The following is a 24,273-nucleotide window of genomic DNA, read 5'->3' as shown; positions in this document are numbered from 1 at the left end:
CAAATCGGGACTCAGATGCAGGGTGTCGTGAACAAGGTGACGTGGAAGAACGAGACTTCCCACTGAGTCCCGAAACCGCCTGGATAGACGCAGAAATGCGGATGCGGCCACATTTCCGGAGCGGCGCTCGCAACAGCGGGCGCCCCAGTCGTGACGCCCGCAGCGAGGGCGCCGACTATCATGAATTGACCAATTCGTTGTTTGAGAGCCATCGTGGCCTCCGAGGCTGGCTGGGTTCAAGATAACGAAGCTATTTTAGCGCTAATTAGTCACGTTTGGAATGCTAGATTTCTGATTTCGAAGCGAGAACCAGGCTAACGGTTCCATTTTCAACAATCAGCCCCAACTATTGAAATATCAAAGACCGCACTAATGCGAAAGAATAGTTTAGATTTCGAGCGATTCCCTCAGCTATCGAAAGCGGGTGTTGACCGAGCAGCCAGCATAATGAGCGCTGGCATTATTCGGTTGCGGATCTCCGCCGCCCGCAGTGGAATGAGACCGTGATAAACAGTCATGGCTTGTCCGGGCGCGTCGCGCTGATCACGGGTGTCAGCCGTCGTCAGGGAATCGGCTATGCCGTTGCGCGACGCCTCGCTGCGCTCGGGGCCAGGCTATACCTCACACACTGGGTTCCACACGACGCAGCACAGCCGTGGGGTGCTGACGACCTGGGCGCCCTGCTAGGCGACCTCCCCGGTGCTCCGCGGGTAGTGGACCGCAGTGTCGACTTCGCTAATCCCGATGCGCCACAACAGGTGATGGATGAGGCTGTTCGCGAATTCGGGCACATCGATATCCTGGTAGCCAACCATGCACGGAGCGGCAGTGACGGGAGCCTCTTCGACATTGATGCCGACATGCTCGACGGGCACTGGGCCGTGGACGCCCGCTCCGTACTCCTGCTGACACAAGCGTTCGCGCGGCAGTACCGCGCCGACCGAAGCGAGATAGCTGACAGAGGGCGCGTCGTCTGGATGACCTCGGGTCAGCATCTCGGGCCCATGCGTGACGAGATTGCGTACGGATCGGCGAAATCGGTGCTGGCGGGAATGACCCAGACGGTCGCATCAGACCTGATTGAACGCGGCATCATTCTCAACACCGTCAATCCCGGCCCGGTCGATACCGGTTACCTCACGGCAGCGACAACCGATCGGGACGTATCGCTGGTAACGGAAGTACACGCCGCGTTCCCCCGGGGCACAGTGGGTACGCCCGATGACCCGGCACGGTTGATCGCTTGGCTGGTCTCTGACGAAGGACGCTGGGTTGTCGGCCAAGTGATCAATTCCGAGGGCGGATTCCGACGCTCGAGATGATAAGTCGGTTTTTTGGGTGTGGGTGTGTGCCCGGCGGGTGGGGTGTTTCCGGCCGGGTTGTGGGGTGTGCTGGGTGTTAGAAGGGTGGTTCGGTGCCGGTGGTGTTCTGGCAGCGGGTGGCGTGGTTGATGCCGCGTTCGGTGCGGACACGGGCGGTGCGGTGTTGGGTGCGGGTGCGGGTTTTTCGCGCTAGTTGTGCGGGTGCTGTGTGCGGGGCGGGGAACGCGGGTGGGGTGCCGGTGAGTAGTTCGACGGGCCCGGACTTGTAGAGGGTGTAGGTCAGTCCGCTGGGTGCGTGCAGCACCATGGTGTTGTGGCTGCCCGGGGTGAAGGTCCAGCCGCAGAAGGTTTTGATCCGGTGATGGCCGCGGCATAACGGGCCCAGATTCGCCGTGACCGTGCGGCCCCCGGCCTCCGGGGCGGCGTGGTTGAACGGATCGTGATGGTCGAGGTCGCATTCCCATGCCGCCCGGTCACAGTGCGGCCACTGGCAGGTGCCGTGCTCGGCCCGGGCTTGATCGGCAATCTGCCGGCTGGGCCGGTACGTCAGCGCCGCGTCGCCCGGGCAGGCCGGCTCCGACGGGACCGGATCGCTCAGTACAGGCGGATCAGCCGGGACTGCGGGGTGGGTCTGGCTGGGGGTCAGGGGGCGGATGACCGCGTGGGCGGCGATCTCGCGGGCGAGGGCGCTGTCGATGATGCCGTACCCGTCGAGATACGCCGGGGTGGTGTGGTCCTGCCCGGTCAGTGCGGTGTCGGTGAGGATGACATGCACGACCGGTTTCCGGCGGGCAGGCAGCTCACCGCGCTGGGTGCAGTCGGAGCGGGCCTGTCACGATTTCTGTGTAAGTTCTAGATGACTTACGTCCGTTTTTACGCTATCAGAATTTCAGTCTTCCCGGGAAGGTTCTCGCCAGTGTGTTGAGGGCGATTTTCCAGCCGGGTGTCGCAGTGCCGGACGTGCCGCCACGCCAGCTAGAGATGTTTCGTAATCCCAGGTAGAACAGCTTCATCGCGGCATCATTGTCCGGGAAATGCCCCCGGTTCTTCGTTATTTTCCGGAGCTGGAAATTGATCGATTCGATCATATTTGTCGTGTACACGACTTTTCTCAGCTCGGCTGGATAGTCGAGGAATGGAATGAATTCCTCCCACGCCAGTTCCCACACATCCACGGCGCCTGGGTATTTATCACCGAATTGTTTCCGGAATTCTTTCAGCGCGAGCTCGGCGCCCTCGAGGTTCGGGGCGGTGTAGATCCGCCGCATCGCTGCGGCGACCCTCTTGCGGTCATCGTGAGAGACGAACCGTATCGCATTGCGCAGGACATGCACGACACATGTCTGAACCGTGGTATCGGGGAACACCGAGCGGATCGCGTCGGGCAGCCCGGTCAGGCCGTCGCAGCAGGCGATGAGGATGTCACGCACGCCGCGGTTGCGCAGATCGGTGACGACTTTCTGCCAGAAGCGCGCCGCCTCGCTATCCGCGATCCAGCAGCCCAGGGCATGCTTGAACCCATCGGTGTCCACACCGATGGCCAGGTACGCCACCTTGGTGGACACGATGCCGTTGTCGCGGACTTTGATGCGGATCCCGTCGACGTACAGGATCGGGTACACCTCATCGAGCGGGCGGGACTGCCACTGCCGGATCTCGTCCTCGACCACGTCGGTGACCTTCGAGATCAGCTCCCGGGATGCGGAGACACCGTACACCTCCTTCAGGTGCGCCTCGATATCACGGGTGGTCATACCGCGCGAGTACAGCGACAGGATCATCTCCTCGATGCTGCCCGTCCGCCGCTTGCGTTTCGGCACGATCCTCGGCTCGAAACTGCCCTGACGGTCACGCGGCACCGAAATCTCAACGGGCCCATTATGTGTGGAAACAGTTTTCGTGTTTTTCCCATTCCGGGAATTACCCGTGCCGCGCCCGGCCGGGTCACCAGTCTCGTAACCAAGATGCTCAGTCATTTCCACATCCAGAACCCGCTCCAGCACCGCCCTGGTCATGTGATTCAGCAGGCCATCCACACCATCAAGCGGCGTCCCGGAAGATTTCGCCTCCTGAATAAGAGAATCAATCTTCTCCTCCGGCAAAACCTGCGCCAGCAGCCGCGCGGCACCCCCATCGCCCGCCAGCACCGGGGGCACCACCTTCTCACCAGCCGATATCTTCTCTGCCACAAGGTGTCCTTCCTGACCGGTCCTCACACCAGCCGATCTTGACCCACCCAGGACTTACACACTTGTCATGACACGCCCGTCGGAGCTGCCGCACCGGCACACCAGGCGGGACTCACCATGGACCAGCGCGGTCAGCGCGTCTGCTCGGCGCACCGGGAACGGGCGCGGGTCCTGCGCGCAGACCTCTTTCGCCATTTCCGTGACCCGCGCGTCGAGGAACCGTCCCTCGTCTGCGCGCAGACTGGCCAGCACATGCACCATCCCGTCCTCCGCGGCGGAGACCTCGACATACCGTTCGTCCTGCGCGCGCTGCCGCCGCACCCGGATCCCGTCCGGATCCACCGCGGTGATCACCCGGTCCGCGAGATCACGCAGCCGCCGCCCGGTCGCGGTACCGCCACGGGCCAGCACCCGCGCCAGGATCTGCTCCTCGACCGCCCCGATCGCGGTCTCGGTCACATTCCGGGTCGCGACCTCGACCTGACGGGCCTGATACACCGACACCAGTCCCGCCGCGACCGCTTCCCGGAACCGCGGCAGCCGCGCTGCGAGCGCGTCCCCGAAATTCACCACATCCCCGGCCGCGCGGCGGCTGATCCCCAGCGCGGCACCGATCTCCGCTTCGGCCTGCTCATACGCATCCAGCACCCACCCGTCCCGCTTATCCTCCCGCGCCCGGTACCGGCGGAACAGCTCCGCGGCAGCCGCGTACTTCCGCTCCGCGACCACCGACTCCAGCCGATGCCACACCGCCGCCACCGCGATCACCCCCGCATCATCAAGCTCCCCGAAATCCTGCACCCCAACACCATCCAGCGCCCCCACCAGCAAATCGAACATACGAACGACGCTAACAACCACCCCTGACAAAAACAGACACCAGGGCGGAGGCGTCACCTGTCCAAGATGATCGCGAGGCCGCGGACAAACGACTCGTCGAGGTCGGGATCGTGGGGTATCAGTCCGAGTGTGCTTGCCTGACTGTGCAACTGGGTGGCCTGGGTGTGCCCGATGACATAAATCAACAGCGTGCGAGCGATGTCAGGCGAGGAGTACTTCGCTAGCTCGGCTTCAAGTTCGGATGTTCCAAGCCGGAATGCCGTCGCCGTCGCGACCACTTCGGCCCCATCCCGGATGCCCAGCATGGCGTCCCGTAGTCGATGCGATACCGCAACGAGGTCCTCGTCGATAGTTACCGGGCCGACGATTCTCGCTGCCATGAGAGTCAGCAGTGTCTGCTTGTTCTCTACATGGTGATAAAGCGCGCTCGGCTGGACGTCGAGTTCGGCTGCGACGCGCCTCATGGAGAAGAACTCCATCCCTCGTGCGTCGAGCACACGAAGCGCGCCATCGATGACGTCGTCGAGTGAGTTAGCCACACGCCCAGCATATCGGCTAACCTGAACACCATTCAGGTGAACACTGTTCAGGTATGGCAGAAAGGGAATTCTTCGATGGAAAAACAACTGACAAGGTCCCGCGACACAACCGCTGACCTGGCGTTAGTGGCCCTTTTTGCCGCTCTCATCGCCGTCTGCGCGATTCTTCCCGCGCTCAAATTAACCGCAAGTGGCGTGCCGATTACGCTGCAAACGTTTGGGGTCCTACTCGCGGGAGCTGTACTTGGCGCACGTCGCGGTTTCCTGGCAGTGTGCTTGTACTTGCTCGTGGGGTTCGCTGGCCTCCCGATCTTCTCAGGAGGAGCGGGCGGGCTGGGCGTCCTCGCGGGCCCAACAGCCGGATACCTGCTGGCCTTCCCCTTTGCTGCGGCGCTGTGCGGTTTCCTCGTGGAACAGCTGCTGCGGACACACTTGAGATGGCAGACCCCGCTTGTCTTTCTAGCAGGGATTACCAGCAGTTTCGCTTTCATCCACACCTTCGGGATTATCGGACTGTCGATCCAGCTGGATGTCTCCCTCGCCCAGGCACTCGCACTCGATGTGGCCTTCTGGCCAGGCGACGTCATTAAGAACATCGCCATGGCGATAGTCGCCACTGCCGTACATCGTGCCTTTCCCGACCTACTCCCCCGGCGCTTTGCAACAAACCACGCGGTCAGCCCTGAATCCTCGCGGCAGCCTGATGGCACGCATTGAACTAGATGGTGTGACGGTTGCGCTTCCCGAACCCCATCGCGCGAAAGCAATCCTCGGTCCAGTCACAGCCTCACTAACCGAACAGCGCATCGCGCTGATTGGTCCGAACGGTTCGGGAAAGTCCACGTTCGCCCGTTTACTGAATGGCCTCACTCAGCCGTCATCGGGATCAGTCCTTATCGATGGCCTCAACACTCGCAAGCACAGTGCTGCGGTTCGGCGACGCGTCGGTTTTCTCTTCAGTGACCCTGCCGCGCAGCTTGTGATGCCAACCGCAGCAGAGGACGTGGCGCTCTCGTTGCGCCGGAGGAAACTCAGCAAGAACGAGCGGCGCATGGAGGCGCATGCCTGGCTCGCGCGTTTCGGCCTGGATCACCTCGCAGACGTCAGCGTGCATTCACTATCGGGCGGCCAGCGACAGCTACTGGCACTTACGGCAGCACTTGCCGCCGAGCCCAACGTCCTCATCGCCGATGAACCGACAACACTCCTTGACTTGCGAAACACGCGCCGCATAGGCGACTATCTTTTCTCACTCCCTCAGCAGCTCGTGATCGTCACCCACGACCTAGAACTCGCGTCGCGCTGTGACCGAGCCCTTGTGATCGACAGCGGGACTATCGTTTTTGACGGACCAGCGCGGGCTGCCACTGATTACTACCAGGCAGTTGTGGCATGACCGGGCAGCCCAATCTGCTCGGCCTCTACCAGCCCGGCACGACAGTGCTTCATCGCTTGCCTGCCGGGGTCAAGCTCGTTGCGCTGTGCGGCTTCGGTGCGACAGCATTCGCTATTCGCAGCCCGGAACTTGCAGTTGCGGCCCTAGGTGCAGCGTCCGGATGTGTCATCTGGTCACGCACCAACGTCTTCACCTTCATGCGGGCGTTGCGGCCGCTACTTGTTGTCGCGGCCATCCTTCTTGGCTTCCACTCGTGGCAGGCAGACCTCGTCCACGGGGTACAGGTGACGTCCCGCATGCTTGCCATCGTGGTCCTCGCGACGGTTGTGACAGCGACAACCTCCTCGGATGCGATACTCGACGCCGTGACGCGTGCACTACACCCACTGCGCCACTTCGGAGTCAACCCGGACAGGGTCGGCCTGGCAATCGGACTCATGCTGCGCGCAGTACCGGCTCTGCTTTCGGTCGCGTATGAAGCGCGTGAGGCGGCCCGCGCGCGGGGCCTAGAGCGAAGTCCCCGCGCCCTACTCGTCCCTATGGCTGTCCGCTCGGTCGCGCACGCTCGCGCGACCGGGGAAGCACTGGCGGCGCGCGGTCTCGGAGACGTCTGACCCGCCACTCGTCTGCGAAGATCGACCGATGGATATGAAGTCGGCGCGTCGGTGGACGATTGGAATGACCGCGGCACCTTTAGGTTTCACTGTGGCGCTGATTCCGTTCACGTTCCTGTTCAACGAAGTGGGAAGAACGTCATGGCTGGCTGACGCCGTCTTCAACTGGTTCTTTCTGCTCTTCTTCGGTGCTGTCGTCACTGTGCCCATCATGATCGGCGGTCTCATCACTGCTTCGCTGCTGCCGCGTTTCAGTCGCGGCGCGTCCGCGGCGGCGATCTTTGTCCTTCTTGTTTCGTGCGGGTTCGCTGCGTTGCTGATCTACGTTGGCTATGCCGATGCACTCACTGAGCCGACATTCGCGGACGACACGCGCTGGACGCCGAAGTTGTCGCTGCCGAGCGCCGCACTGTTCGCGCTTCCCCTGCTCCTGCTACTGGCAGGCAACGCGCGCGCGATCAGGCTTCTGCGGAGGTCCTACGGGATGTAACAGGCCACGTGAGGTGCCGGGCCGCCGTTGGCCTATTGCCTTTCCTACTAGAACGTTCTAGTATTCAGTTTACTAGAACGTTCTACATCTCGAAAGGCATCGCCCATGACACAACTGGCAGTGTGCGCGGAGATGGTATTCCTCGACCGTCCACTGATAGAGCGTGTTCGCGCGCTCGACGACGCGGGGTTCGCTGCTGTGATTTGGGATTTGAGCAAACACGACGTCGACGCCCTCGCGCGCAGTGGCGCGCGATTCTCTTCAATGACTGGCTATCTGCGCGGCACTCTCACCGATGCAGAGGGCGCCGACGAGCTACTGCGCACAGCGCAGCAGGCCACTAAGACTGCCGAGAAGCTGAACTGCCCCCGGCTGAATCTCCACGGCACTGGTCTTGATGCGCAGGGACTCCCGGTGCATCCTTCGCACGCAACTACTGGCCCAATGTGGCTGACCGCGTTCCAGACCCTGTCTAGAATTGCTGAGCTCGGCCAACAGGCGGGCGTCACATTCATGCTGGAAAACCTCAACGCAGCGGTGGATCACCCAGGCGTACCCTTCGGCAGAGCTGCAGACACCCTCGCGCTCGTGGAGGCCGTAAACAGCCCAGGACTGCGGATGAACCTGGACTTGTACCACGCACAGATCGGTGAAGGAAACCTCATCGAACTAACGCGCCGCGCTGTCGGCGCTGGCCTAGTCGCCGAGGTCCAGGTGGCTGATGTTCCTGGCCGCTGTGAGCCCGGAACGGGTGAAATCAACTATCCAGCTATCGCGCAAGTCCTCGCCGATGTGGGCTACGACGGTTCGATAGCGATGGAGGCATGGGCGAGCGGCGACGACCACCTGGCTATCGAACGATTCCGTCAAGCCTTTGCCCCATCCCCTAACTTGTGAACCCAGATAAGGACGCTCATGATCACCTCTGCCTTTCCAGTATCCGTAGGCCTCATCGGCGCCGGGAGAATGGGCACATTCCACGCTGAAGCCCTCGCACGTCGTATCCCGGAAGCACGTCTCGCGGCGATCGCCGATCCCGCTCCCGGCCTCGCCCACCGCCTCGCCCAGCAACTGGGCTGCCCCAAGGCGTACACCAGCATCGAGGAGTTGCTGGCCGATTCGGACATCGAGGCGGTAGTCATCGCGACGCCCGCGCGTACCCATGCAGCCCTCGTCGTCGCAGCATCCCAGGCCAACAAGGCGATCTACTGCGAAAAGCCCATGGCGATGACGCTCGAGGAAGCCGACAAGGCAATCGCGGCGGCAGAAGCGGCGAACGTGCCGCTCCAGGTTGGCTTCAATCGCCGATTTGACCGCGGTTTCCGCGCGGGACAGGAAAAGATCGCCAGCGGTCGGTTGGGCACACCGCAGCTCCTACGGTCGAACACGCGCGACCCTAAGCTCGCTGATCCATCCCGAATCCCGCAGTGGACGATCTTCATGGAGACACTCATCCACGATTTCGACACGCTCAACTGGCTCAACCCTGGAGCACAAGCGATAGAGGTGTACGCGACTGCGGACGCGGTGATACGGCCTGACTTCAAGGCGCAGGGCCTGCTTGATACCGCTGTCGTCCTGATCCGCTACGACAACGGGGCCGTCGCCACCGCCGACGCGAGTTTTCAGGCAGTCTATGGCTATGACGTCCGCGCTGAAGTCTTTGCCTCAGCCGGCCTCGTGACGATGGGTGACCTCCTGAGCGCCCACTCCACCACGTACACCTCAGACGGCGCATCGGCCGAAACCGTACGGTATGACCAGGATCTGTTTCGTGACGCATACATCGATGAGCTTGTGCACTTCACGCGATGCGTGCGTGAACGCCGCGCACCGGACGTCACAGGATCGGACGCACGGGCAGCGCTTGCCATTGCACTCGCCGCGATCAAATCAGTGGAAACGGGTGCACCCGTACGCCCACTGTTATCGGCTGAGAACCCTGGTTCTACCCTGTTGTTGTGAAGCGACCCACGCTAGTCACGGTGGCAAAGCGGGCAGGCGTGTCAACGGCGCTCGCTTCGATCGTCATGCGTGGAGCCAAAGGCGCGAGCGAACAGACACGGGCGCGAGTCCTGGAGGCGGCCCGGGAAGTTGGCTACCAGCCAGACGCCCGAGCACGGATGCTCCGGCAGCGTCACACCAGGCTTATTGGGGTTCAATTTGGCCTGCAGCAAGCGTTTCACAGCGACCTGGTCGAAGGTATCTATGCCGCTGCTGAACAAGCAGGGTACGAAGTAGCACTAAGCGCCGTCACTCCTGCCCGCGGCGAGGACCGGGCGGTGCAATCCCTCCTTGCACACCGCTGTGACGGACTGATACTCCTCGGACCGCAGCAATCACCCGATCGTCTTATCGAGCTCGGCCAGCAACTCCCGGTCGTTTCAGTTGCTCGTCGCCTCCGGGGCAAAGCCGCGGAGACCGTTGACGTCGTTCGTTCTGCCGACGACATTGGTGTGCACCAGGCTGTCAACCACCTCACCGCGTTGGGACATCAGCGCATCGCGCAAATTGATGGCGGCAAAGCTCCAGGAGCTGCGGACAGACGCCGCGGGTTCATGACAGCGATGCGACGCAGTGGACTAGCGCAGGGTGCCATCGTCCTGGCCGGAGGCGCCGATGAGGAGCAGGGCGCGCGGGTGGCGCGCCTGATTCTTTCGCTGAGTCCACGGCCGACCGCAGTTATTGCCTTCAACGATCGGTGCGCCGTTGGTGTGCTTGATGTGTTTCTGCGCGAAGGGATTTCTGTGCCAAGCGATATTTCGGTGGTCGGCTACGACGACAGTCGCCTCGCGAGTATGTCGCACGTGGACCTGACGACTGTCGGGCAGGATGCGGGCGAACTCGCCCGAATTGCCGTTGAGCGTGCGATTGGCCGTATTGAGGGTGCTCCTGACATCATTGACCGGGAGATCGTCTTCGAACCCCACCTTGTCGTACGGGGCACAACAGGCCCGGCCCAAGTCCGAATATGACGGCCATGACAACCCGGAATCAGTCAGACTTGTGGTGTGGAACTAAGGCGTGAGAACCGTGGTTGAAAGTGATCTGTTCTTCCGGATGCTCGACACCCTTGCGGGTGTCGAGCGAGCTCAGGGCCGCGACTATACGTCGTTTAGCGTGCACGGCAAACGATTCGGATACTACTGGCCTCGCACGCAGACTGTTGGCCTCAAACAAACTTTGATCGAGCAGGCGGCGCTAGTCGCGGAGCGACCCGACGTGTTCGAAGTCCAGTTCACGGCTGGTGGATTCGGCTGGGTGGTTGTCTATCTGGAACGGATCGAAGCAGACGAACTTTGTGAACTCCTATACGAAGCGTGGCGCCTCTCCGCGCCGGATGCCCTGCAGGAACAGCATCCGCAACCGCGGTATCTCAGCGGTCGCACCGAGTCCAAGGGAAACCCCATCTGATGACATTTACTGAGCAAGAAGTCGAATATATGCGCTCGCAGCCGGTGGCCCGTTTCGCGACCGTTTCCGGCGACGGGCAGCCCGATGTTGTCCCGGTAGCCTTCGAATTCGATGGAACGTATTTCTGGGTAGGCGGAATCGGTGCGGAAGTTCTGGGAACACGCAAGTTCCGCAACGTCGCTGGCAGCCACCACAAGGTCGCACTGGTGATAGACGATCTTGTCTCGTTCGACCCATTCATCGCGCGCTCAATCAGGGTCTATGGCCGTGCCGAGCAACCGTTTGAACGCGTCGGCGTCGTTGGACCAGGCACTTTCATACGCATCACACCTACCGTCTCGTGGAGCTGGAACCTCGACGGCAAACCGGCGGGTGACAGCTGGTACGACGCGCGCCGTACGGTTCACGAGCCGCCGCGTGAGACAGGCCTGGCATAGTCGTCATACTTGTCCGTGACCCGGTGCGCGGCGGCTACCGTAGGTTATGACCCATGACACGTACGACGTCATTGTGATCGGTGGCGGCCCCGCCGGTGAGAACGCAGCTGCCTACGCGATCGCGGGCAGCGACCGGACAGCCGCGCTCATTGAACGCGAACTGGTCGGTGGAGAATGCTCCTACTGGGCGTGCATGCCAAGTAAGGCACTACTGCGGCCAGCGCACCTCCTGTCCGCAGCGCGGGCGATGCCAGGCGTAAGTGAGGGGCTCGCACCTGGGGGGCTGAAGCGGGACGCGGTGTATGCCCGGCGTGACGCGTTCGTCAGCAAACATGACGACTCGTCACAGGTGCAGTGGGCGAACAACAACGGCATCGAAGTGATTCGCGGTTCTGGGCGGCTAGCTGGTGAGCGGCTCGTCCGGGTCGGCGATCGGACATTACAGGCCCGACACGCGGTGGTACTGGCAACAGGAACCGCGGCGAGCATCCCCGATATCCCCGGGCTTCGCGCCGCATTTCCGTGGACATCCCGCGATGCGACCAATATGCACGAACTGCCGAAGCGGGTGGTTATTGTGGGCGGCGGTGTGGTCGCCTGCGAATGTGCGACGTGGTTCGCTGCGTTGGGTGCAGACAAAGTGACGCTGCTAGTGCGCGGACAATCTCTGCTGCCCAAGGCAGAACCGTTCGCCGGTGAACGGGTTGCCTCTAGTCTGCGCAGTCACGGCGTGGAAATTCTATTCGGCACTAGCCCTCAAAGCGTCGATCGTCCAGCAGTCCGCGACACCGGCGAAGGAAAAATCCACGGCGGGCCGGTCACTGTTGATCTCGGCAATTCGGCGCTCGAGGCAGATGAGATCGTCGTCGCCGCGGGCAGAGCCCCGTCCACGAACGGACTTGGCCTTGCCACGGTCGGGATCGAAGAGGGGCGCTACGTCGAGGTTGATGACCATATGACAGTTCGAGGTGCTAAAGGCAACTGGCTCTATGCAGTGGGCGATGTCAATGGCCGCTCCCCCCTCACGCATATGGGTAAATACCAGGCGCGGGTCTGTGGTGACGTGATAGCCGCTCGCGCCGAGGGGCACCCATTTGAAGACCCGAAGTACCGAGCAACCGCGGACTTGCACCAAGCGCCCCAGGTGGTCTTCACCGCACCGGAAGTCGCATCCATCGGTCTTACGGAAAAGGCGGCCGCAAGCGAGGGTTACGACGTGGCAATAGCGGAGCTCGACATCGCAGTGGCTGGATCCGCGCTCTCACGGGACGACTTCGACGGCCACGCAAAGCTGGTAATTGACAAGAAAACTCGCTGCCTGGTCGGCGCAACGTTCGTTGGCCCGGACGTGGGCGAACTTATTCATGCCGCGACGATCGCTGTTGTTGGTGCGGTGCCACTCGAGACGCTCTGGCACGCTGTGCCGTCTTTCCCGACGGTCAGCGAGGTCTGGCTGCGACTATTGGAATCTCTGCGCGATCAGTAAACGCAGGCGTCACAGCTGACTGAGTTTTTCTGTTGCGCGATATCCCTGCGGTACACCCTCGATGACCGCGGCGATGCCATTCGAATGCTCTGTGCGCAAGGGCAAGATTTCCTGGTATGCGGACGAGTTGTACCACGCGAACGCGTCGTCACGACTAGGAAATTCGATAATGATGACGTCACCCGGCCATTCCCCTTCCATTGCGGTGAGCGCACCGCCGTGGACGAGGAACCGCCCACCAAATGGTTCGAGGGTGGCGTCGATCCGCTTGATGTATTCGACGATCTCGCGGCCTGCCTCGACGTCACGCAGGTAGGCGATCGCGTAGGCGCTGCAGCTCTTGGAGTCCAACGTGGGCATGGTTCTCTCCTCGGTCCGGTGGCCACGGTTTGCGGCCGGTGTCTTACCGAGAATTCTGCTGACCGAACGTCATTGGGTCGATTACCTCAAAGGTAAGCGCGCGGGGTCCTTCTCCTGGTATTCGGCGGCGCGGTGGTGCTAGCCCCACCGAAACCAGGGGGCCCACAGCACTGTCAAGATCGACCATCACGCTTAATGTCATGTAGGTACCTTTCACACAAACGAAGGACTCGTGATGGTTGCCCTCCGACGTCACCGCGGCGTGTTCGTATCAATCGCTACTGCCTTAGCAATCATCGCTTCTAGCGCAGCCGCGGCCGCTCAGGATTCCGACGCCGCAGCAGTCGAGCTGACCCCAGAGACCGCTCAGGACTTCCTCGACGAGCGGCTGCCCGCACTGCTTGACGCGCACGGCGCGCCTGGAATTGCCGCGGTGATCGTCGCTGACGGCGAGCAGGCCGCAGCCGGAGGATACGGATATGCCAATGTCAAACAGCAGCAGGCAATCTCGCCCTCATCCACGGCGTTCGAGACCGCATCCGTCGCGAAATCCTTCACCACGATGGCGGTGCTGCAGCTCGTAGACCGCGGACTCCTTGACCTGCACGCGGACATCAACACATACCTGGGACCGGGTGCGGAAGTAGCGGACACCTATCCAGGTCAGCCAGTCACAATGCACCATCTTCTGACGCATACTGCTGGCTTTGAGGATGCGCTGAGCGGAGATGGCGCACGCAGTGCTGACGAGCTGCCGACGCTTGAGGAATACGTGACGCGGACACGCATGAAACGCGTCCAGCCACCAGGGCGGTTCGTCGCCTACTCGAATTACGGAATGAGTCTTGCAGGCTTTGTTGTGCAAGAGGTCACGGGCACGTCTTTCGAGGACTACACCTCGGAGAACATATTTGGTCCGCTGGGAATGGCGTCGACCGAGTTCCTTCCCGCGAGCGAAGCGCGAGAAAAGTACGACGTCGCGACCACCTACTATGCGGATGGTTCACCAACGATGGAGATTCACCTGGCGGGGGCCCCAGCGGGTACGGCGGTTTCCACCGCAGAAGACATGTCCAGGTTTATACGGACGCTACTGCATGGGGGTGAACTCGACGGTCAGCGCGTTCTCTCCCCTGAATCGACACAGCAAATGCTCACCCGGCAGTCGGGAATGGATCCGCGAGTTACTGGCGCTGGTTACGGTACCTGGGAGTTTCAGCTCGGTCCGCCGTCAGGGCTCGGTCACGGCGGTGATCTGCCCGGTATTCACACGATGTATGTCGTGGTACCTGAGCTCGATATGGGCATCTACGTGGCGGTCAACGGTGACGACGGTGAGAACAGCACGGCCAGCAATCCTTTGGAGGACCTGAGGTTCTCCGTGGTCAAGGAATTCCTCGACACCTTCGCCGCCGAATCCGCGTGGCCAGACGCGGCACCGGACCCCAGCGTTGATCTCTCGCGCTACGAGGGCACGTTCGTCACCACACGGAACAGCGTCACTGACTTCAGTAAGCTTCGAGTTTTTATGGACAACCTCAGCGTCAGCGCCAACGACAACGGCACGCTGTCGATCGAGGGCTTTTCCGCTCTCGACCAGACGTGGTTCCCGGCGGGTGAAGGGCTCTTCGTCGCCGAAAATAGGGAGGACATGGCCGCGTTCGTTGAAGAGGACGGCCGTGTAATCGCACTTGCGCTGAACATCAACCCCACCCAAGCGTACGAGAAGGCTGCCTGGTACGAACAGCCACGCGCACACCTCATCAGCTGGGCCGCAGCGACATTGGTGCTGCTGACTGTCCTCGCCTGGCCTGTCGCCGCGGCTATCCGGTGGATCCGGCGGCGCGCCCACCGAGACAGCCCGCGGGGCGCTTCCCTCGCTCGCCTGATTGCTGGCCTCGCAGCCGCCTCGAGCGTGGCACTCATCGCGCTTCTTGCTTATGGCCTCGCGAACAACGCCGTTCTCGAACAATGGCTCTTCACCAGTCCTGCCTGGCTGCTACTTCCCGTGACGGTAGGCGCGCTGGCGGCGGCAGCCAGTGTCGTCGCGGCAGTGGTGTCGTGGAGGCGCGGGTGGTGGAGCACGTTCGGACGCGTGCACTATTCACTTGTCGCGCTTGCGGCACTTCTTTTCGTCAGCCTGGGATGGACCTACAACCTCATGTGGACTCCATTCGGGTGATGCAGCCGCGGCGCGTTTTCACCGGTCATCCATCTGAGTGCGAAGTGCGCTCAGGCGCCGTGTGATGTGGTCCCGTTCGGGCTCGGTGCCAGCCAGTCGGAGCGCCAGACGATACGCGGTCTCAGCCTCAGCTAGACGGCCGAGCGTCGCTAGCAAGTCGGCACGAGCGGCGGCGTAGGGATGGTAGTCGCGGAGCCGTGGCTCCGCGGCAAGTTCGTCGAGCAACCTGAGACCTGCTTCCGGACCATCACGCATCGCGATCGCAACCGCATGGTTCAGCGCGACGACAGGCGACGGCTCCAGGGCGAGCAGAACGTCGTACAGTGCGACAATCTGCGGCCAGTCGGTCGTGGCGAAGTCGTCGGCTCCGTTGTGCAGTGCCGCAATCGCGGCTTGTACACCATATGGACCTGCTGGCCCACCGCTCAGCGAGCGCGCCACAAGCCGCTGGCCATCATCAATCAGCTCGCGATCCCACAGGTTGCGGTCCTGGTCTTGCAGCAGTACCAGTTCTCCGCTTGGGCCTGTCCGTGCGTCACGCCGAGCGTGGATGAGCAGCATGAGAGCGAGAAGGCCGGTGACTTCCCGCTCTGCCGGCATCAGCCGATGCAGGATCCATGCCAGCCGGATGGCCTCGTCGGCCAGGTCGAGCCGCTGCAGTGTCGCGCCCGAACTCGCCACATACCCTTCGGTGAAGATCGAGTAGATCACCTGCAGAACGCCAGGTAAACGTGCAGGCAGTTCGTCGGATGCAGGCACCCGGAACGGGATTCGTGCCTCACGTATCTTCTTCTTGGCCCGCACGATTCGCTGAGCCATCGTTGCTGCTGGCACCAGAAACGCGCGCGCCACCTCGGGTGTGGTCAGCCCCGCCAGACAGCGCAGCGTGAGCGCACCACGCGCCTCAGCGGGCAGCGCGGGATGCGCACAGGTGAAGAAAAGCTGCAGACGGTCATCCGGAAAATCGCTCACCTCAGATGACGGCGCCACCAGTTCCGTGCGTTCCAGTTCCGCCTGCAATACAGCGACCCTGAGCGCGAGCACCCGATCCCGCCTCAACCGGTCGACCGCTTTGCGCCGGGCCGTTGTCAGCAGCCAAGCGCCCGGGCGGTCCGGCACGCCTTGTCTCGGCCAGTGGGTCAGTGCCGCTTCCACTGCCTCTGATGCGACTTCTTCAGCCAGGTCGAGGTCACCGAACTGGCTGACGAGCGACGCCAGCAGACGACCGTGCTCCTCTCGGAACACGGTGTCGACTAGCGAAGATGCCTCAGTTGAGGAGAAATCATCGGCCACCGCTTTTATGCATCGAAATCTGCGATCGGACGCACGACTATCGAACCGCTGCCCCGCGCGCCGGGACAGCGCGCTGCCCAGTCGAGTGCAACATCAAGGTTGGGCACATCGAGCACATAGAAGCCACCAAGAACTTCACGTGATTCTGCGAACGGCCCATCGGTTACCGTTCGCTCACCGTCTGGGCTTACTCGGACCGTGGTCGCAGTGACAAGGTCCGCAAGTGATTCACCCGACACCAAGATCCCGGCTTCTCGCACCTCTTTGTCGTAGACCATCCAGTCCTCGGGAGCGCAACCCTCGGCGCCACCGTTCTCGTCGACCGCACCGGCGTTGATCAGCAGCATGTATTTCATCGTTCGACTCCAGTCATAGTTTGTTTCGGTCCGCACGGCCTGAGCGCCGTACATGATGACGACGAACGGAATGCAGCCGAATCGACAGCGGCCCAAAAAAAGACTTGTAGCGACGGGGCGTCCTCAGCGAGCCGGTTTCAGCGTAGGGTTGAGGTTGCGCACCCATATCAACCAGGGGCGACAGCCGCTGCGGGACCGCGCACGTTACGCCTCGCCGCATTCCGGCTGGGCAGTCAGGAATGGCCACAGTGAACCTCACCGGATACGTCACCTCCTCCGCCCCAACAACGAAACCCCCTGCTGCGGCTAGGCCCAAGAATTCAGATGACTGCGATATGTGCGGCCATCCCACCCGCGATCATGACGCTATCTCGCTTCGGTATTGCTTGGCCACACAGAACGGCGCAATGACGAGAGGCTGTGTGTGCCCCGCGGGCTAACCACGAAGAGCCCGATATCCGCACCCAATGCGACGGTTGCTCCACGAGGGGTGAAGCGAGCGCTTCCTGACCGCGGGATTCGAGTACCCGGCATCGATAGGCGTCACTTCGACAACTGTCTGGTAAAGATCTGCGCGCCCAGCCTGCGCCAGGGCACCGGAACAGTGCAGCGAAGGTAGCGTGGGCCTCGGAAGAGGATCGACGAATTGTGCGGGGCACGAGGGCGACTTACGGGAGGTTGTGAGAGTGGGCGGAGATCCGTATCCCGACCCCGAATCCTTCCTGGTCCCACTCGAAGTTCGTCAGCCTCCCCCAGCCCGTGTACAGCGCAGCGTAATCGCAGCCGCAATAACGCTCTTGTTTATTGCCGTCGGGATTGGCGTCCTCGCTAACAGTCCGGCTGGCAGCGATATGGGCGCCTCCTCACCTGCTGACTGGACCAAGCCCGAAGCTCGTGAGAGCGGCGGCGAGACCGTCGACACGCTCCTTCGTCGGGTGGGGATCGACGAGAGCGAATTCGCACCCGAGTGCGTGCGCACCGCCGTCTGCTTCTTCGCTGTCGCCGACCATTAGTGCGCGGCGCGGCTCCACTTCGAGCGCCGATAACGCATGTTCAAAGATCTTGGGGTGCGGTTTGACCGCGCCCACCTCAAACGACAACACGAATTCGTCGACAAGACCGTCGACATCGAGCGCCGCGAACGCGGGCCGAATGTCGAACGCGATGTTGCTGAGGACGGCGATCTTGACTCCGCGCTTGTTCAGCCCGATGAGCATATCGGCGGCATCGGGATAAGGGGTCCAGCATGCCGGGTCGATCACTCGCCCGTAGAGACTCGCTGCCTGCTCTTCGCGTGTCACACCGGACTTGCGCAGAACCTCCATGTACGCGCGGCGATGTAGCGCGGGGTCGAGATCACGATTGGTCCACGCGTAAAGGTGTTCGTCATCCAGTTCAACCATCTGTCCAACTGGCGCGGTCATTCGGCGCATAATTTCGGTCAGCTGATGGACGTCGAAGGGTCGTCCAAGTTCATCTGTCAGTCCGGTCAGCCAACTGTCGTCCTCTTCGAACCTGAACAATGTGCCTGAGAAATCAAACATCACAGCGTCGAACGGCTCGTTGGGAGCAGCGGAGTAACTCATCCCAGTCATCCTAGCCGCGCACGATGACTGGCACATTTCGCCGGATCCTAGAGGTTCCCGCGAGCTTCCTGTTCACGTTCGATCGCTTCGAACAGTGCCTTGAAGTTGCCTTTACCGAACCCTGTCGCCCCATGTCGTTCGATCAGTTCGAAGAAGACAGTCGGGCGGTCCCCGATTGGCTTCGTGAATATTTGTAGTAGGTAGCCGTTTTCGTCCCGGTCGACAAGCACACCGCGTTTGCGCAGCTCTTCTGCGGGGGCGCGGACCTTCCCGATTCGGGCCTTGAGCGTGGGGTCGAGGTAGTACGCATCGGGGATCGAGAGGAACTCCACCCCCTCGAGTCGCATGTGATCGACTGTTGTGAGGATGTCTGGCGTGGCCAGCGCCAGGTGCTGCACTCCCGGTCCGCAGTAGAAATCGAGATATTCGTCGATCTGTGAACGGCGCTTGCCAACGGCCGGCTCATTGAGCGGGAACTTCACCCAATGATTGCCGTTGGTCACGACTTTGCTCATCAACGCTGAATACTCGGTGGCGATGTCGTCACCGATGAACTCCGCGAGGTTAGTGAACCCCATGACGCGGCGATAAAAGTCCACCCAATCATTCATCCGCCCGAACTCGACATTGCCGACGACGTGGTCGAGAGCGTCAAACAGCCGATCGGGCGAGCCCGTGCGCTTCCGGTATCCGGATGCGCACGATACATATCCGGGCCAGTACGGGCCGTGGTAGCGGCTGCGATCCACGAGCGTGTGCCGCGTATCGCCGTACGTCCCGATGGCAGCGCAACGGATTGTGCCATACTCGTCTGCTTCGTCGTGAGAATCACTGAGTACACGGGCACCAGCCTCGCGTGCCTGTTCAACGCAGCGGTCGACGTCCGCGACCTCGAGCCCGATATCGATCACACCGTCGCCATGCGTGCGGTGGTGTTCGGCGATCGGACTGCTGGGCGAAACCGCGCCCTTAAGCACAAAGATCACTGCACCGCTGCGGAGTACATAGGCTTGGTGGTCACGATTACCGGTTCGCGGGCCTGAATAAGCGATCAATTCCATTCCCATCGCGGACTGGAAGTAGTGCGCGCTCTGGGTGGCGTTTCCAACTGCCCACACCACAGCGTCCCATCCATTGACCGGAAAACGGTCGTGAGAGGGGTCGTACTCGACGAGGCCGACTAGTTCTCTTAACTGCTGAGCCGTGAGGCCAGCGAGCATCTCGTCGTTGGTCAGAATATGGTCGATCGTCATGACGCACCTTCTTCCCTGCTCATTCCAGGTTGGCCCCATTAAGAGCGGTGCGTCAATGTAGCTTCCTCAGCTGACTGATGCCGGCGCAGATTGCCCATCGTTGAGCGGTCATTATCGTTTCCGCTGAGCTTGCTCGCGCTCGTCGAGCATCAAGTCGATTTGTCGTTGTACGGCGCTCTTGACCTGATCACGAACTGATCGCAGCAAGTCAGTGTCGTCCTGACGGCCAGCCCACTGGCTCGTTGTGACCGGTTCTCCGAAGGAGAAGTACAAACGCTGCGGCCGTGGCACAGGCGTAGGCCCGATCCCTCGGACGAGCGGGAAAACAATGTCCCATCGGCCTCCGAACCGTTCCACAAGTGATCGGAGCGGGCTGAGCGCCGGATGGTCCGCATCGACGACGATGTCGTAAAAGTCGTCAGCGCCAACGGCCCCAAAAGGGACGATAGGGCACCCCGCCTCGACCGCGAGCCTGACGAACCCGAGTCGTTCTTTCCAGATCAGTTTGTAATGCTCATTCTTGCGCTTAGCTACCTCACGCCCGCCCCCGGGGTACAACAGCACGGCTTCACCTGCAGCGAGGAGAGCGCGGCAATTGTCACGCGTACCGTGTACCGCGCCGTACCGGGTCAGAATGTCACGCCAGCCCGGAATCGCGTAGTGCGCGTTGTCCGCTGCCCCGCGTACAAAACGTCCCGTACCGCGATGTATCTCATCAATCATGAACGGCATGTCCAGAGCCAGGAGTCCGTGGTTGCCCACCACCAGCACCGCACCGCTCGCTGGGATGTTCTCAATGCCGTGCATGACCGGTCTGGTCAACTGCCGAAACGGGGCGAGCGCAGAACGCAGGAGCGCAAGCTCTGGGGCTCCGGGCTGGAATTGCACGTGGCCTTGATCAGCGCGCTCATCGGGCATGAATGAAATCTACCGCAGGAGTCGCAGTGGCCGTCCTTGCCCTCGAATGGAATCCATCTGCGCAAGTCAACACTAACGACGTTTTCCCGCCTGTTTCGGTGACCTCCGCATGCGAATTTTCTGTCGAGTGGCGCCACAACAATCTGGCCTCGCCCGTACGATCATGGGAGGAGCGCCGAGGAGGCCGGGCAATGACTGAGCCGGTTGATGACCACTTCATTGAGGCGGTGGCCGCCATGGCAGCGCCATCGAACCTCCCGGTAACCACGAAACTTTCTGCATGCGACATCCTGGAACTGTTCGACTCTCAGCTCGGTAGTCGTCACCTCGATTTAGCGGCGCGGTGGCTTCGCGCGCAAGGGAGAGGCTTCTACACCATCGGGTCGTCCGGCCATGAGGCAAATGCCGCGGTCGCCCGGGCGACACGTGTCACAGATCCCGCATTTCTGCACTACCGGTCCGGTGCGTTCTTCCTCGAGCGTGCCAGGCAAGTGAGGGGCAGCGACCCGTTGCGGGACGTAATGCTGGGGATCGTCGCGGCTGCGGAGGAGCCCATCGCAGGCGGGCGCCACAAGGTCTTTGGACGACGCGATCTCAACGTCATTCCGCAAACGTCAACTATCTCCTCCCATCTCCCGCGCGCTGTCGGCGCAGCGTTCGCGATCGGTCGCGCAGCCAGACTCGGAACTCCGATTTTGTGGCCATCCGACGCGGTGGTCATTTGCAGTTTTGGCGACGCGTCTGCCAGCCACTCAACCGCGCTCGGTGCGATCAACGCAGCATTGCACGCGTCGTATCAACGTCTCCCCATACCGCTGCTGTTGGTGTGCGAGGACAACGGCATCGGTATCAGTACTCGCACACCGCCCGGCTGGATCGAATCGAGTTTCAAAGCCCGGCACGGGCTGCAGTACTTCAGATCAGACGGCACGGACGTCACTGACACGTACTGCGCAGCAGTCGCCGCCGTGGAGTGGGTGCGTGCGCGACGGCGGCCCGCCTTCCTGCACTTGCGCACGGTTCGGCTTATGGGCCACGCCGGGTCGGATTATGAACCGGCATATCGCACTTCGCGTGAGGTTGCGGCGGATCTGGCCGAGGATCCGCTGATCAAGACGGCACGATATCTCGTGGCGTGCGCGGGCGTCTCCCCCGAAGGAATCCTCGAGCTGTATGAGGACAAGAGAACGCAGATCTTAGATATCGCGCGAGAGGTCAGTACCGCCCCGCAGCTAGCGACCACGGAAGAGGTGATGCGGCCACTGTTCGCTGTCGCGGAAGCGAGCATCGCGGCCGAACCGTGCCCGGCTGAGACGACCGGAAAACGCGAGGAACCCGAATTGCGGACGCTCGCGCAAGCCATTAACCAGGCGCTTGCGGACATACTCAGCCAGAACCCGGAAGCCATCGTCTTCGGTGAGGATGTCGCGCTGAAAGGCGGAGTTTATGGGGTTACGCGCGGACTGCTGAAGCGTTTCGGTTCTCACCGGGTTTTCGACACCGTGCTCGATGAGCAAACGATTCTCGGCCTCGCACTGGGAACGGGACTTGCTGGCCTCTTACCAATCCCGGAAATCCAGTATCTCGCGTACCTGCACAATGCGGCCGATCAGATTCGCGGCGAGGGCGCCAGCCTGCAGTTCTTCTCGAATCGCCAGTATCGCAACCCGATGGTGGTTCGCGTCGCGAGCTACGGGTACCAAAAGGGCTTCGGCGGGCATTTCCACAACGACAATGCGGTTGGCGCGCTGCGCGACATACCGGGACTGATCATCGCGTCACCGTCCCGTCCTGATGACGCTGCCGCGATGCTGCAGACTTGCGTAGCGGCGGCCAGGAACGCGGGTGCAGTTTGTGTGTTTCTAGAACCCATTGCGCTGTATCACACCAGAGATCTGCACCAGGACGGTGATGAGGGATGGGTGGCGCGGAGTCACCCAGAGATCCATGTCCCGCTCGGACAGGCGCGGACATACGGTCGCGGGACCGACCTCACGATAATCACCTTCGGCAATGGCCTCAGAATGAGCCTCCGTGTCGCGCGCCAACTCGATCGTCTCGGAATCCATTCCCGAACGCTCGATTTGCGATGGCTGGCGCCGCTTCCCGCTGACGACATCCGCCGTGAGGCGCGCGCGACCGGCCGGGCTCTCGTGGTTGACGAGACCCGACGCTCTGGCGGAGTCAGTGAAGCGATCTTCGCGCTGCTTGCCGACGATGGATTCACCGGGCCGCTGCGCCGCGTGACAAGCAGAGATAGCTTCATCCCGCTTGGCGGCGCGGCGGCTCACGTCTTGTTGTCCGAAGCCGAGATCAAAGACGCGGCTCTCGATATCGTGCGGTCTACTCGGGTTTAGGCGATGCCAGCGACCACGTATGCCCGAAGGGGTCCTTGACCTGTCCGTAGCGGTCACCCCAGAACTGATCGGCGAGTTCCATGAGGACGGTCGCACCCGCGTCGACGGCGCGCTTCCACGCGGAGTCGACGTCCGCGACTTCGAGATGGATGACTACTGGCGAGCCGCCCAGAGCCTGCGGCGTGCTGCCCTGACCATCTCCGTACTCTGGGAAGTCGTCCATCAACATCACGAGCCCGCCGTTGATAGTCACAGCCGCGTGCATGAGCCGTTCGCCGTCTTCGGCGGGCACTCTCTGCACTTCTTCGGCACCAAATGCGGCCTTATAGAACTCAATTGCTTTTGCGGCACCGTCCACCACTAGGTGGGGCGTGACAGGTGGCATCGCGTACTCATTTTCAGCCATCACAGACTCCTCTCGCAGCAACCGTATCGGTTGAGCTACTGACCCGCGCTGCCTTCGAAATTCATCGCCCTTTCTCGTTATTCAGCGACGCGAGCATGACTTCAGCGAGCGGCGCGGAGGAGGCTGGGTTCTGACCAGTGAAGAGGTTGCGGTCGACGATGACGTTCGGCGACCACGGTTCACCTTCCTGGAAATCCGCACCGATCCGCACGAGCCGGTCTTGCAGAAGCCACTTGGCTTTGTCAGCGAGACCGGCTTGCTGTTCCTCGGCATTGGTGAAAGCAGTCATGCGGTAGCCCTCAAATGGTGACTTGCCGTCAGAACCTGTCGTTGCGAGAAGCGCGGCCGGTGCGTGGCAGACCACGCCCAGTGGCTTGCCGGATCGGAGCGTCTCCGTGAGGATCTTCGCAGAGTCCGCGTTGACCGCGAGGTCTTCCATAGGACCATGCCCACCGGGATAAAACACGGCTGCATAGCCGTCCAGATCGATGTGTTCGAGTTCAATGGGCTGCTGCAGTTCCGTGAACGAGTCGAGGGCCTGCGAAATCTTGTCTGCCCCCTCCTGGCCCCCGTTTGCATCGGCCGCGAGGCTCGCTTTATCTACCGTAGGCACAACGCCGCCTGGTGTTGCTACGACTACGTCGTATCCGGCTTCGCGGAAGGCTTCGTAGGGCGCGACGGCCTCTTCGGCCCAGAAACCGGTGGGGTGTTGTGTGCCGTCATCCAGCGTCCATTTGTCGGCGCCTGTCATTACGAACAGTATCTTTGGCATAGCCCGACCCTAAGCACGCACCGCATCACATTTCCAATAGGATTTCTGATGTCTGGTATTAGA

28 protein-coding genes are annotated in these 24,273 nt (G+C 61.7%); 14 read left to right on the top strand and 14 right to left on the bottom strand.

Annotation, left to right across the window (positions count from 1 at the left end; genetic code table 11):
* Window positions 1–11: 11 nt before the first annotated feature.
* Window positions 12–212, bottom strand: a complete 201-nt coding sequence (locus FHU29_RS06565; protein ID WP_064442072.1) for a hypothetical protein — start codon at window positions 210–212, stop codon at window positions 12–14.
* Between the two features lie 309 nt (window positions 213–521).
* Between FHU29_RS06565 and FHU29_RS06560 the strand changes: the two genes are divergently transcribed.
* Complete coding sequence (locus FHU29_RS06560; RefSeq protein ID WP_221194685.1) at window positions 522–1,322, top strand: SDR family oxidoreductase; 801 nt, start codon at window positions 522–524, stop codon at window positions 1,320–1,322.
* Between the two features lie 76 nt (window positions 1,323–1,398).
* On the opposite strand, the gene FHU29_RS06555 is transcribed toward FHU29_RS06560, so the two are convergent.
* From FHU29_RS06555 to FHU29_RS06540, 4 genes are all read right to left on the bottom strand, one after another.
* Window positions 1,399–2,097 carry an HNH endonuclease signature motif containing protein gene (locus FHU29_RS06555; protein ID WP_260152108.1) on the bottom strand — a complete coding sequence of 233 codons (699 nt, stop codon included), beginning with the start codon at window positions 2,095–2,097 and terminating at the stop codon, window positions 1,399–1,401.
* A 106-nt stretch (window positions 2,098–2,203) separates the two neighbouring features.
* On the bottom strand, window positions 2,204–3,436 hold the full coding sequence (locus tag FHU29_RS06550; RefSeq protein WP_064442702.1) for an IS256 family transposase: 1,233 nt from the start codon (window positions 3,434–3,436) through the stop codon (window positions 2,204–2,206).
* A 129-nt stretch (window positions 3,437–3,565) separates the two neighbouring features.
* A complete protein-coding gene (locus tag FHU29_RS06545; protein WP_341478963.1) occupies window positions 3,566–4,408 on the bottom strand; it encodes a DUF222 domain-containing protein in 843 nt (280 codons plus the stop codon).
* Complete coding sequence (locus FHU29_RS06540) at window positions 4,405–4,890, bottom strand: TetR family transcriptional regulator (protein ID WP_074390924.1); 486 nt, start codon at window positions 4,888–4,890, stop codon at window positions 4,405–4,407. Before FHU29_RS06540 ends, FHU29_RS06545 begins: the two co-directional genes overlap by 4 nt.
* Window positions 4,891–4,965: 75 nt before the next feature.
* On the opposite strand from FHU29_RS06540, the gene FHU29_RS06535 reads away from it, so the two are divergent.
* The 10 genes from FHU29_RS06535 (at window position 4,966) to FHU29_RS06490 (ending at window position 12,727) form a co-directional block, all read left to right on the top strand.
* The gene (locus FHU29_RS06535; protein ID WP_064442084.1) at window positions 4,966–5,607 is read left to right on the top strand and encodes a biotin transporter BioY; all 642 of its coding nucleotides are present in this window, start codon (window positions 4,966–4,968) and stop codon (window positions 5,605–5,607) included.
* Complete coding sequence (locus tag FHU29_RS06530) at window positions 5,594–6,286, top strand: energy-coupling factor ABC transporter ATP-binding protein (RefSeq protein ID WP_064442085.1); 693 nt, start codon at window positions 5,594–5,596, stop codon at window positions 6,284–6,286. Before FHU29_RS06535 ends, FHU29_RS06530 begins: the two co-directional genes overlap by 14 nt.
* On the top strand, window positions 6,283–6,900 hold the full coding sequence (locus tag FHU29_RS06525) for an energy-coupling factor transporter transmembrane component T family protein (RefSeq protein ID WP_064442086.1): 618 nt from the start codon (window positions 6,283–6,285) through the stop codon (window positions 6,898–6,900). Before FHU29_RS06530 ends, FHU29_RS06525 begins: the two co-directional genes overlap by 4 nt.
* A 28-nt stretch (window positions 6,901–6,928) precedes the next feature.
* Window positions 6,929–7,390, top strand: coding sequence for a hypothetical protein (locus FHU29_RS06520; RefSeq protein ID WP_064442087.1), 462 nt, complete (start codon window positions 6,929–6,931; stop codon window positions 7,388–7,390).
* Between the two features lie 105 nt (window positions 7,391–7,495).
* Window positions 7,496–8,287, top strand: coding sequence for a TIM barrel protein (locus FHU29_RS06515; protein WP_064442088.1), 792 nt, complete (start codon window positions 7,496–7,498; stop codon window positions 8,285–8,287).
* An 18-nt stretch (window positions 8,288–8,305) separates the two neighbouring features.
* The gene (locus FHU29_RS06510; RefSeq protein WP_064442089.1) at window positions 8,306–9,355 is read left to right on the top strand and encodes a Gfo/Idh/MocA family oxidoreductase; all 1,050 of its coding nucleotides are present in this window, start codon (window positions 8,306–8,308) and stop codon (window positions 9,353–9,355) included.
* On the top strand, window positions 9,352–10,365 hold the full coding sequence (locus FHU29_RS06505) for a LacI family DNA-binding transcriptional regulator (protein ID WP_064442090.1): 1,014 nt from the start codon (window positions 9,352–9,354) through the stop codon (window positions 10,363–10,365). The genes FHU29_RS06510 and FHU29_RS06505 overlap by 4 nt, the downstream gene beginning before the upstream one ends.
* A gap of 58 nt (window positions 10,366–10,423) precedes the next feature.
* Window positions 10,424–10,804 (top strand): MmcQ/YjbR family DNA-binding protein, encoded by a 381-nt coding sequence (locus tag FHU29_RS06500; protein ID WP_198156558.1) that lies wholly within the window; start codon window positions 10,424–10,426, stop codon window positions 10,802–10,804.
* Window positions 10,804–11,241 (top strand): PPOX class F420-dependent oxidoreductase, encoded by a 438-nt coding sequence (locus tag FHU29_RS06495; RefSeq protein ID WP_064442091.1) that lies wholly within the window; start codon window positions 10,804–10,806, stop codon window positions 11,239–11,241. The genes FHU29_RS06500 and FHU29_RS06495 overlap by 1 nt, the downstream gene beginning before the upstream one ends.
* 46 nt (window positions 11,242–11,287) lie before the next feature.
* Window positions 11,288–12,727, top strand: a complete 1,440-nt coding sequence (locus FHU29_RS06490; RefSeq protein ID WP_064442092.1) for a dihydrolipoyl dehydrogenase family protein — start codon at window positions 11,288–11,290, stop codon at window positions 12,725–12,727.
* A 9-nt stretch (window positions 12,728–12,736) separates the two neighbouring features.
* Here the strand turns inward: FHU29_RS06490 and FHU29_RS06485 are convergent, their stop codons facing one another.
* The gene (locus tag FHU29_RS06485) at window positions 12,737–13,087 is read right to left on the bottom strand and encodes a DUF1330 domain-containing protein (protein WP_064442093.1); all 351 of its coding nucleotides are present in this window, start codon (window positions 13,085–13,087) and stop codon (window positions 12,737–12,739) included.
* Between the two features lie 43 nt (window positions 13,088–13,130).
* Complete coding sequence (locus FHU29_RS06480; RefSeq protein WP_157095349.1) at window positions 13,131–13,289, bottom strand: hypothetical protein; 159 nt, start codon at window positions 13,287–13,289, stop codon at window positions 13,131–13,133.
* 33 nt (window positions 13,290–13,322) lie between these two features.
* Between FHU29_RS06480 and FHU29_RS06475 the strand changes: the two genes are divergently transcribed.
* On the top strand, window positions 13,323–15,269 hold the full coding sequence (locus FHU29_RS06475) for a serine hydrolase domain-containing protein (protein ID WP_064442094.1): 1,947 nt from the start codon (window positions 13,323–13,325) through the stop codon (window positions 15,267–15,269).
* A gap of 18 nt (window positions 15,270–15,287) precedes the next feature.
* Here FHU29_RS06475 and FHU29_RS06470 read toward each other — a convergent pair whose 3' ends face one another.
* Together FHU29_RS06470 and FHU29_RS06465 are read right to left on the bottom strand one after the other, a co-directional pair.
* Window positions 15,288–16,562: an RNA polymerase sigma factor gene (locus FHU29_RS06470; RefSeq protein WP_064442095.1), complete on the bottom strand. Its 1,275-nt coding sequence runs from the start codon at window positions 16,560–16,562 to the stop codon at window positions 15,288–15,290.
* A 5-nt stretch (window positions 16,563–16,567) separates the two neighbouring features.
* Entirely contained in the window at window positions 16,568–16,918 is a 351-nt protein-coding gene (locus FHU29_RS06465; RefSeq protein WP_064442096.1) for a YciI family protein, read from the bottom strand.
* Window positions 16,919–17,157: 239 nt separating this feature from the next.
* Between FHU29_RS06465 and FHU29_RS23815 the strand changes: the two genes are divergently transcribed.
* The gene (locus FHU29_RS23815; RefSeq protein ID WP_198156559.1) at window positions 17,158–17,358 is read left to right on the top strand and encodes an RGCVC family protein; all 201 of its coding nucleotides are present in this window, start codon (window positions 17,158–17,160) and stop codon (window positions 17,356–17,358) included.
* 423 nt (window positions 17,359–17,781) lie between these two features.
* Here FHU29_RS23815 and FHU29_RS06460 read toward each other — a convergent pair whose 3' ends face one another.
* The 3 genes from FHU29_RS06460 to FHU29_RS06450 form a co-directional block, all read right to left on the bottom strand.
* Window positions 17,782–18,504, bottom strand: coding sequence for an HAD family hydrolase (locus FHU29_RS06460; RefSeq protein WP_064442097.1), 723 nt, complete (start codon window positions 18,502–18,504; stop codon window positions 17,782–17,784).
* Between the two features lie 47 nt (window positions 18,505–18,551).
* Window positions 18,552–19,757, bottom strand: a complete 1,206-nt coding sequence (gene hppD, locus FHU29_RS06455) for a 4-hydroxyphenylpyruvate dioxygenase (RefSeq protein ID WP_064442098.1) — start codon at window positions 19,755–19,757, stop codon at window positions 18,552–18,554.
* A gap of 111 nt (window positions 19,758–19,868) precedes the next feature.
* Complete coding sequence (locus tag FHU29_RS06450; RefSeq protein ID WP_083962495.1) at window positions 19,869–20,675, bottom strand: lysophospholipid acyltransferase family protein; 807 nt, start codon at window positions 20,673–20,675, stop codon at window positions 19,869–19,871.
* A 191-nt stretch (window positions 20,676–20,866) separates the two neighbouring features.
* Between FHU29_RS06450 and FHU29_RS06445 the strand changes: the two genes are divergently transcribed.
* Complete coding sequence (locus FHU29_RS06445) at window positions 20,867–23,032, top strand: thiamine pyrophosphate-dependent enzyme (protein ID WP_064442099.1); 2,166 nt, start codon at window positions 20,867–20,869, stop codon at window positions 23,030–23,032.
* Here FHU29_RS06445 and FHU29_RS06440 read toward each other — a convergent pair.
* Together FHU29_RS06440 and FHU29_RS06435 are read right to left on the bottom strand one after the other, a co-directional pair.
* On the bottom strand, window positions 23,019–23,438 hold the full coding sequence (locus FHU29_RS06440) for a VOC family protein (protein WP_064442100.1): 420 nt from the start codon (window positions 23,436–23,438) through the stop codon (window positions 23,019–23,021). The two genes, FHU29_RS06445 and FHU29_RS06440, sit on opposite strands and share 14 nt — an antisense overlap.
* 61 nt (window positions 23,439–23,499) lie before the next feature.
* On the bottom strand, window positions 23,500–24,210 hold the full coding sequence (locus FHU29_RS06435; protein ID WP_064442101.1) for a type 1 glutamine amidotransferase domain-containing protein: 711 nt from the start codon (window positions 24,208–24,210) through the stop codon (window positions 23,500–23,502).
* Window positions 24,211–24,273: the final 63 nt, after the last annotated feature.

Source organism: Hoyosella altamirensis, assembly GCF_014191505.1.
In the GTDB taxonomy this organism is placed as follows: domain Bacteria; phylum Actinomycetota; class Actinomycetes; order Mycobacteriales; family Mycobacteriaceae; genus Hoyosella; species Hoyosella altamirensis.
The sequence above is the reverse complement of the archived record's forward strand: the minus strand, read 5'-3'. Positions and strand labels throughout refer to the sequence as shown.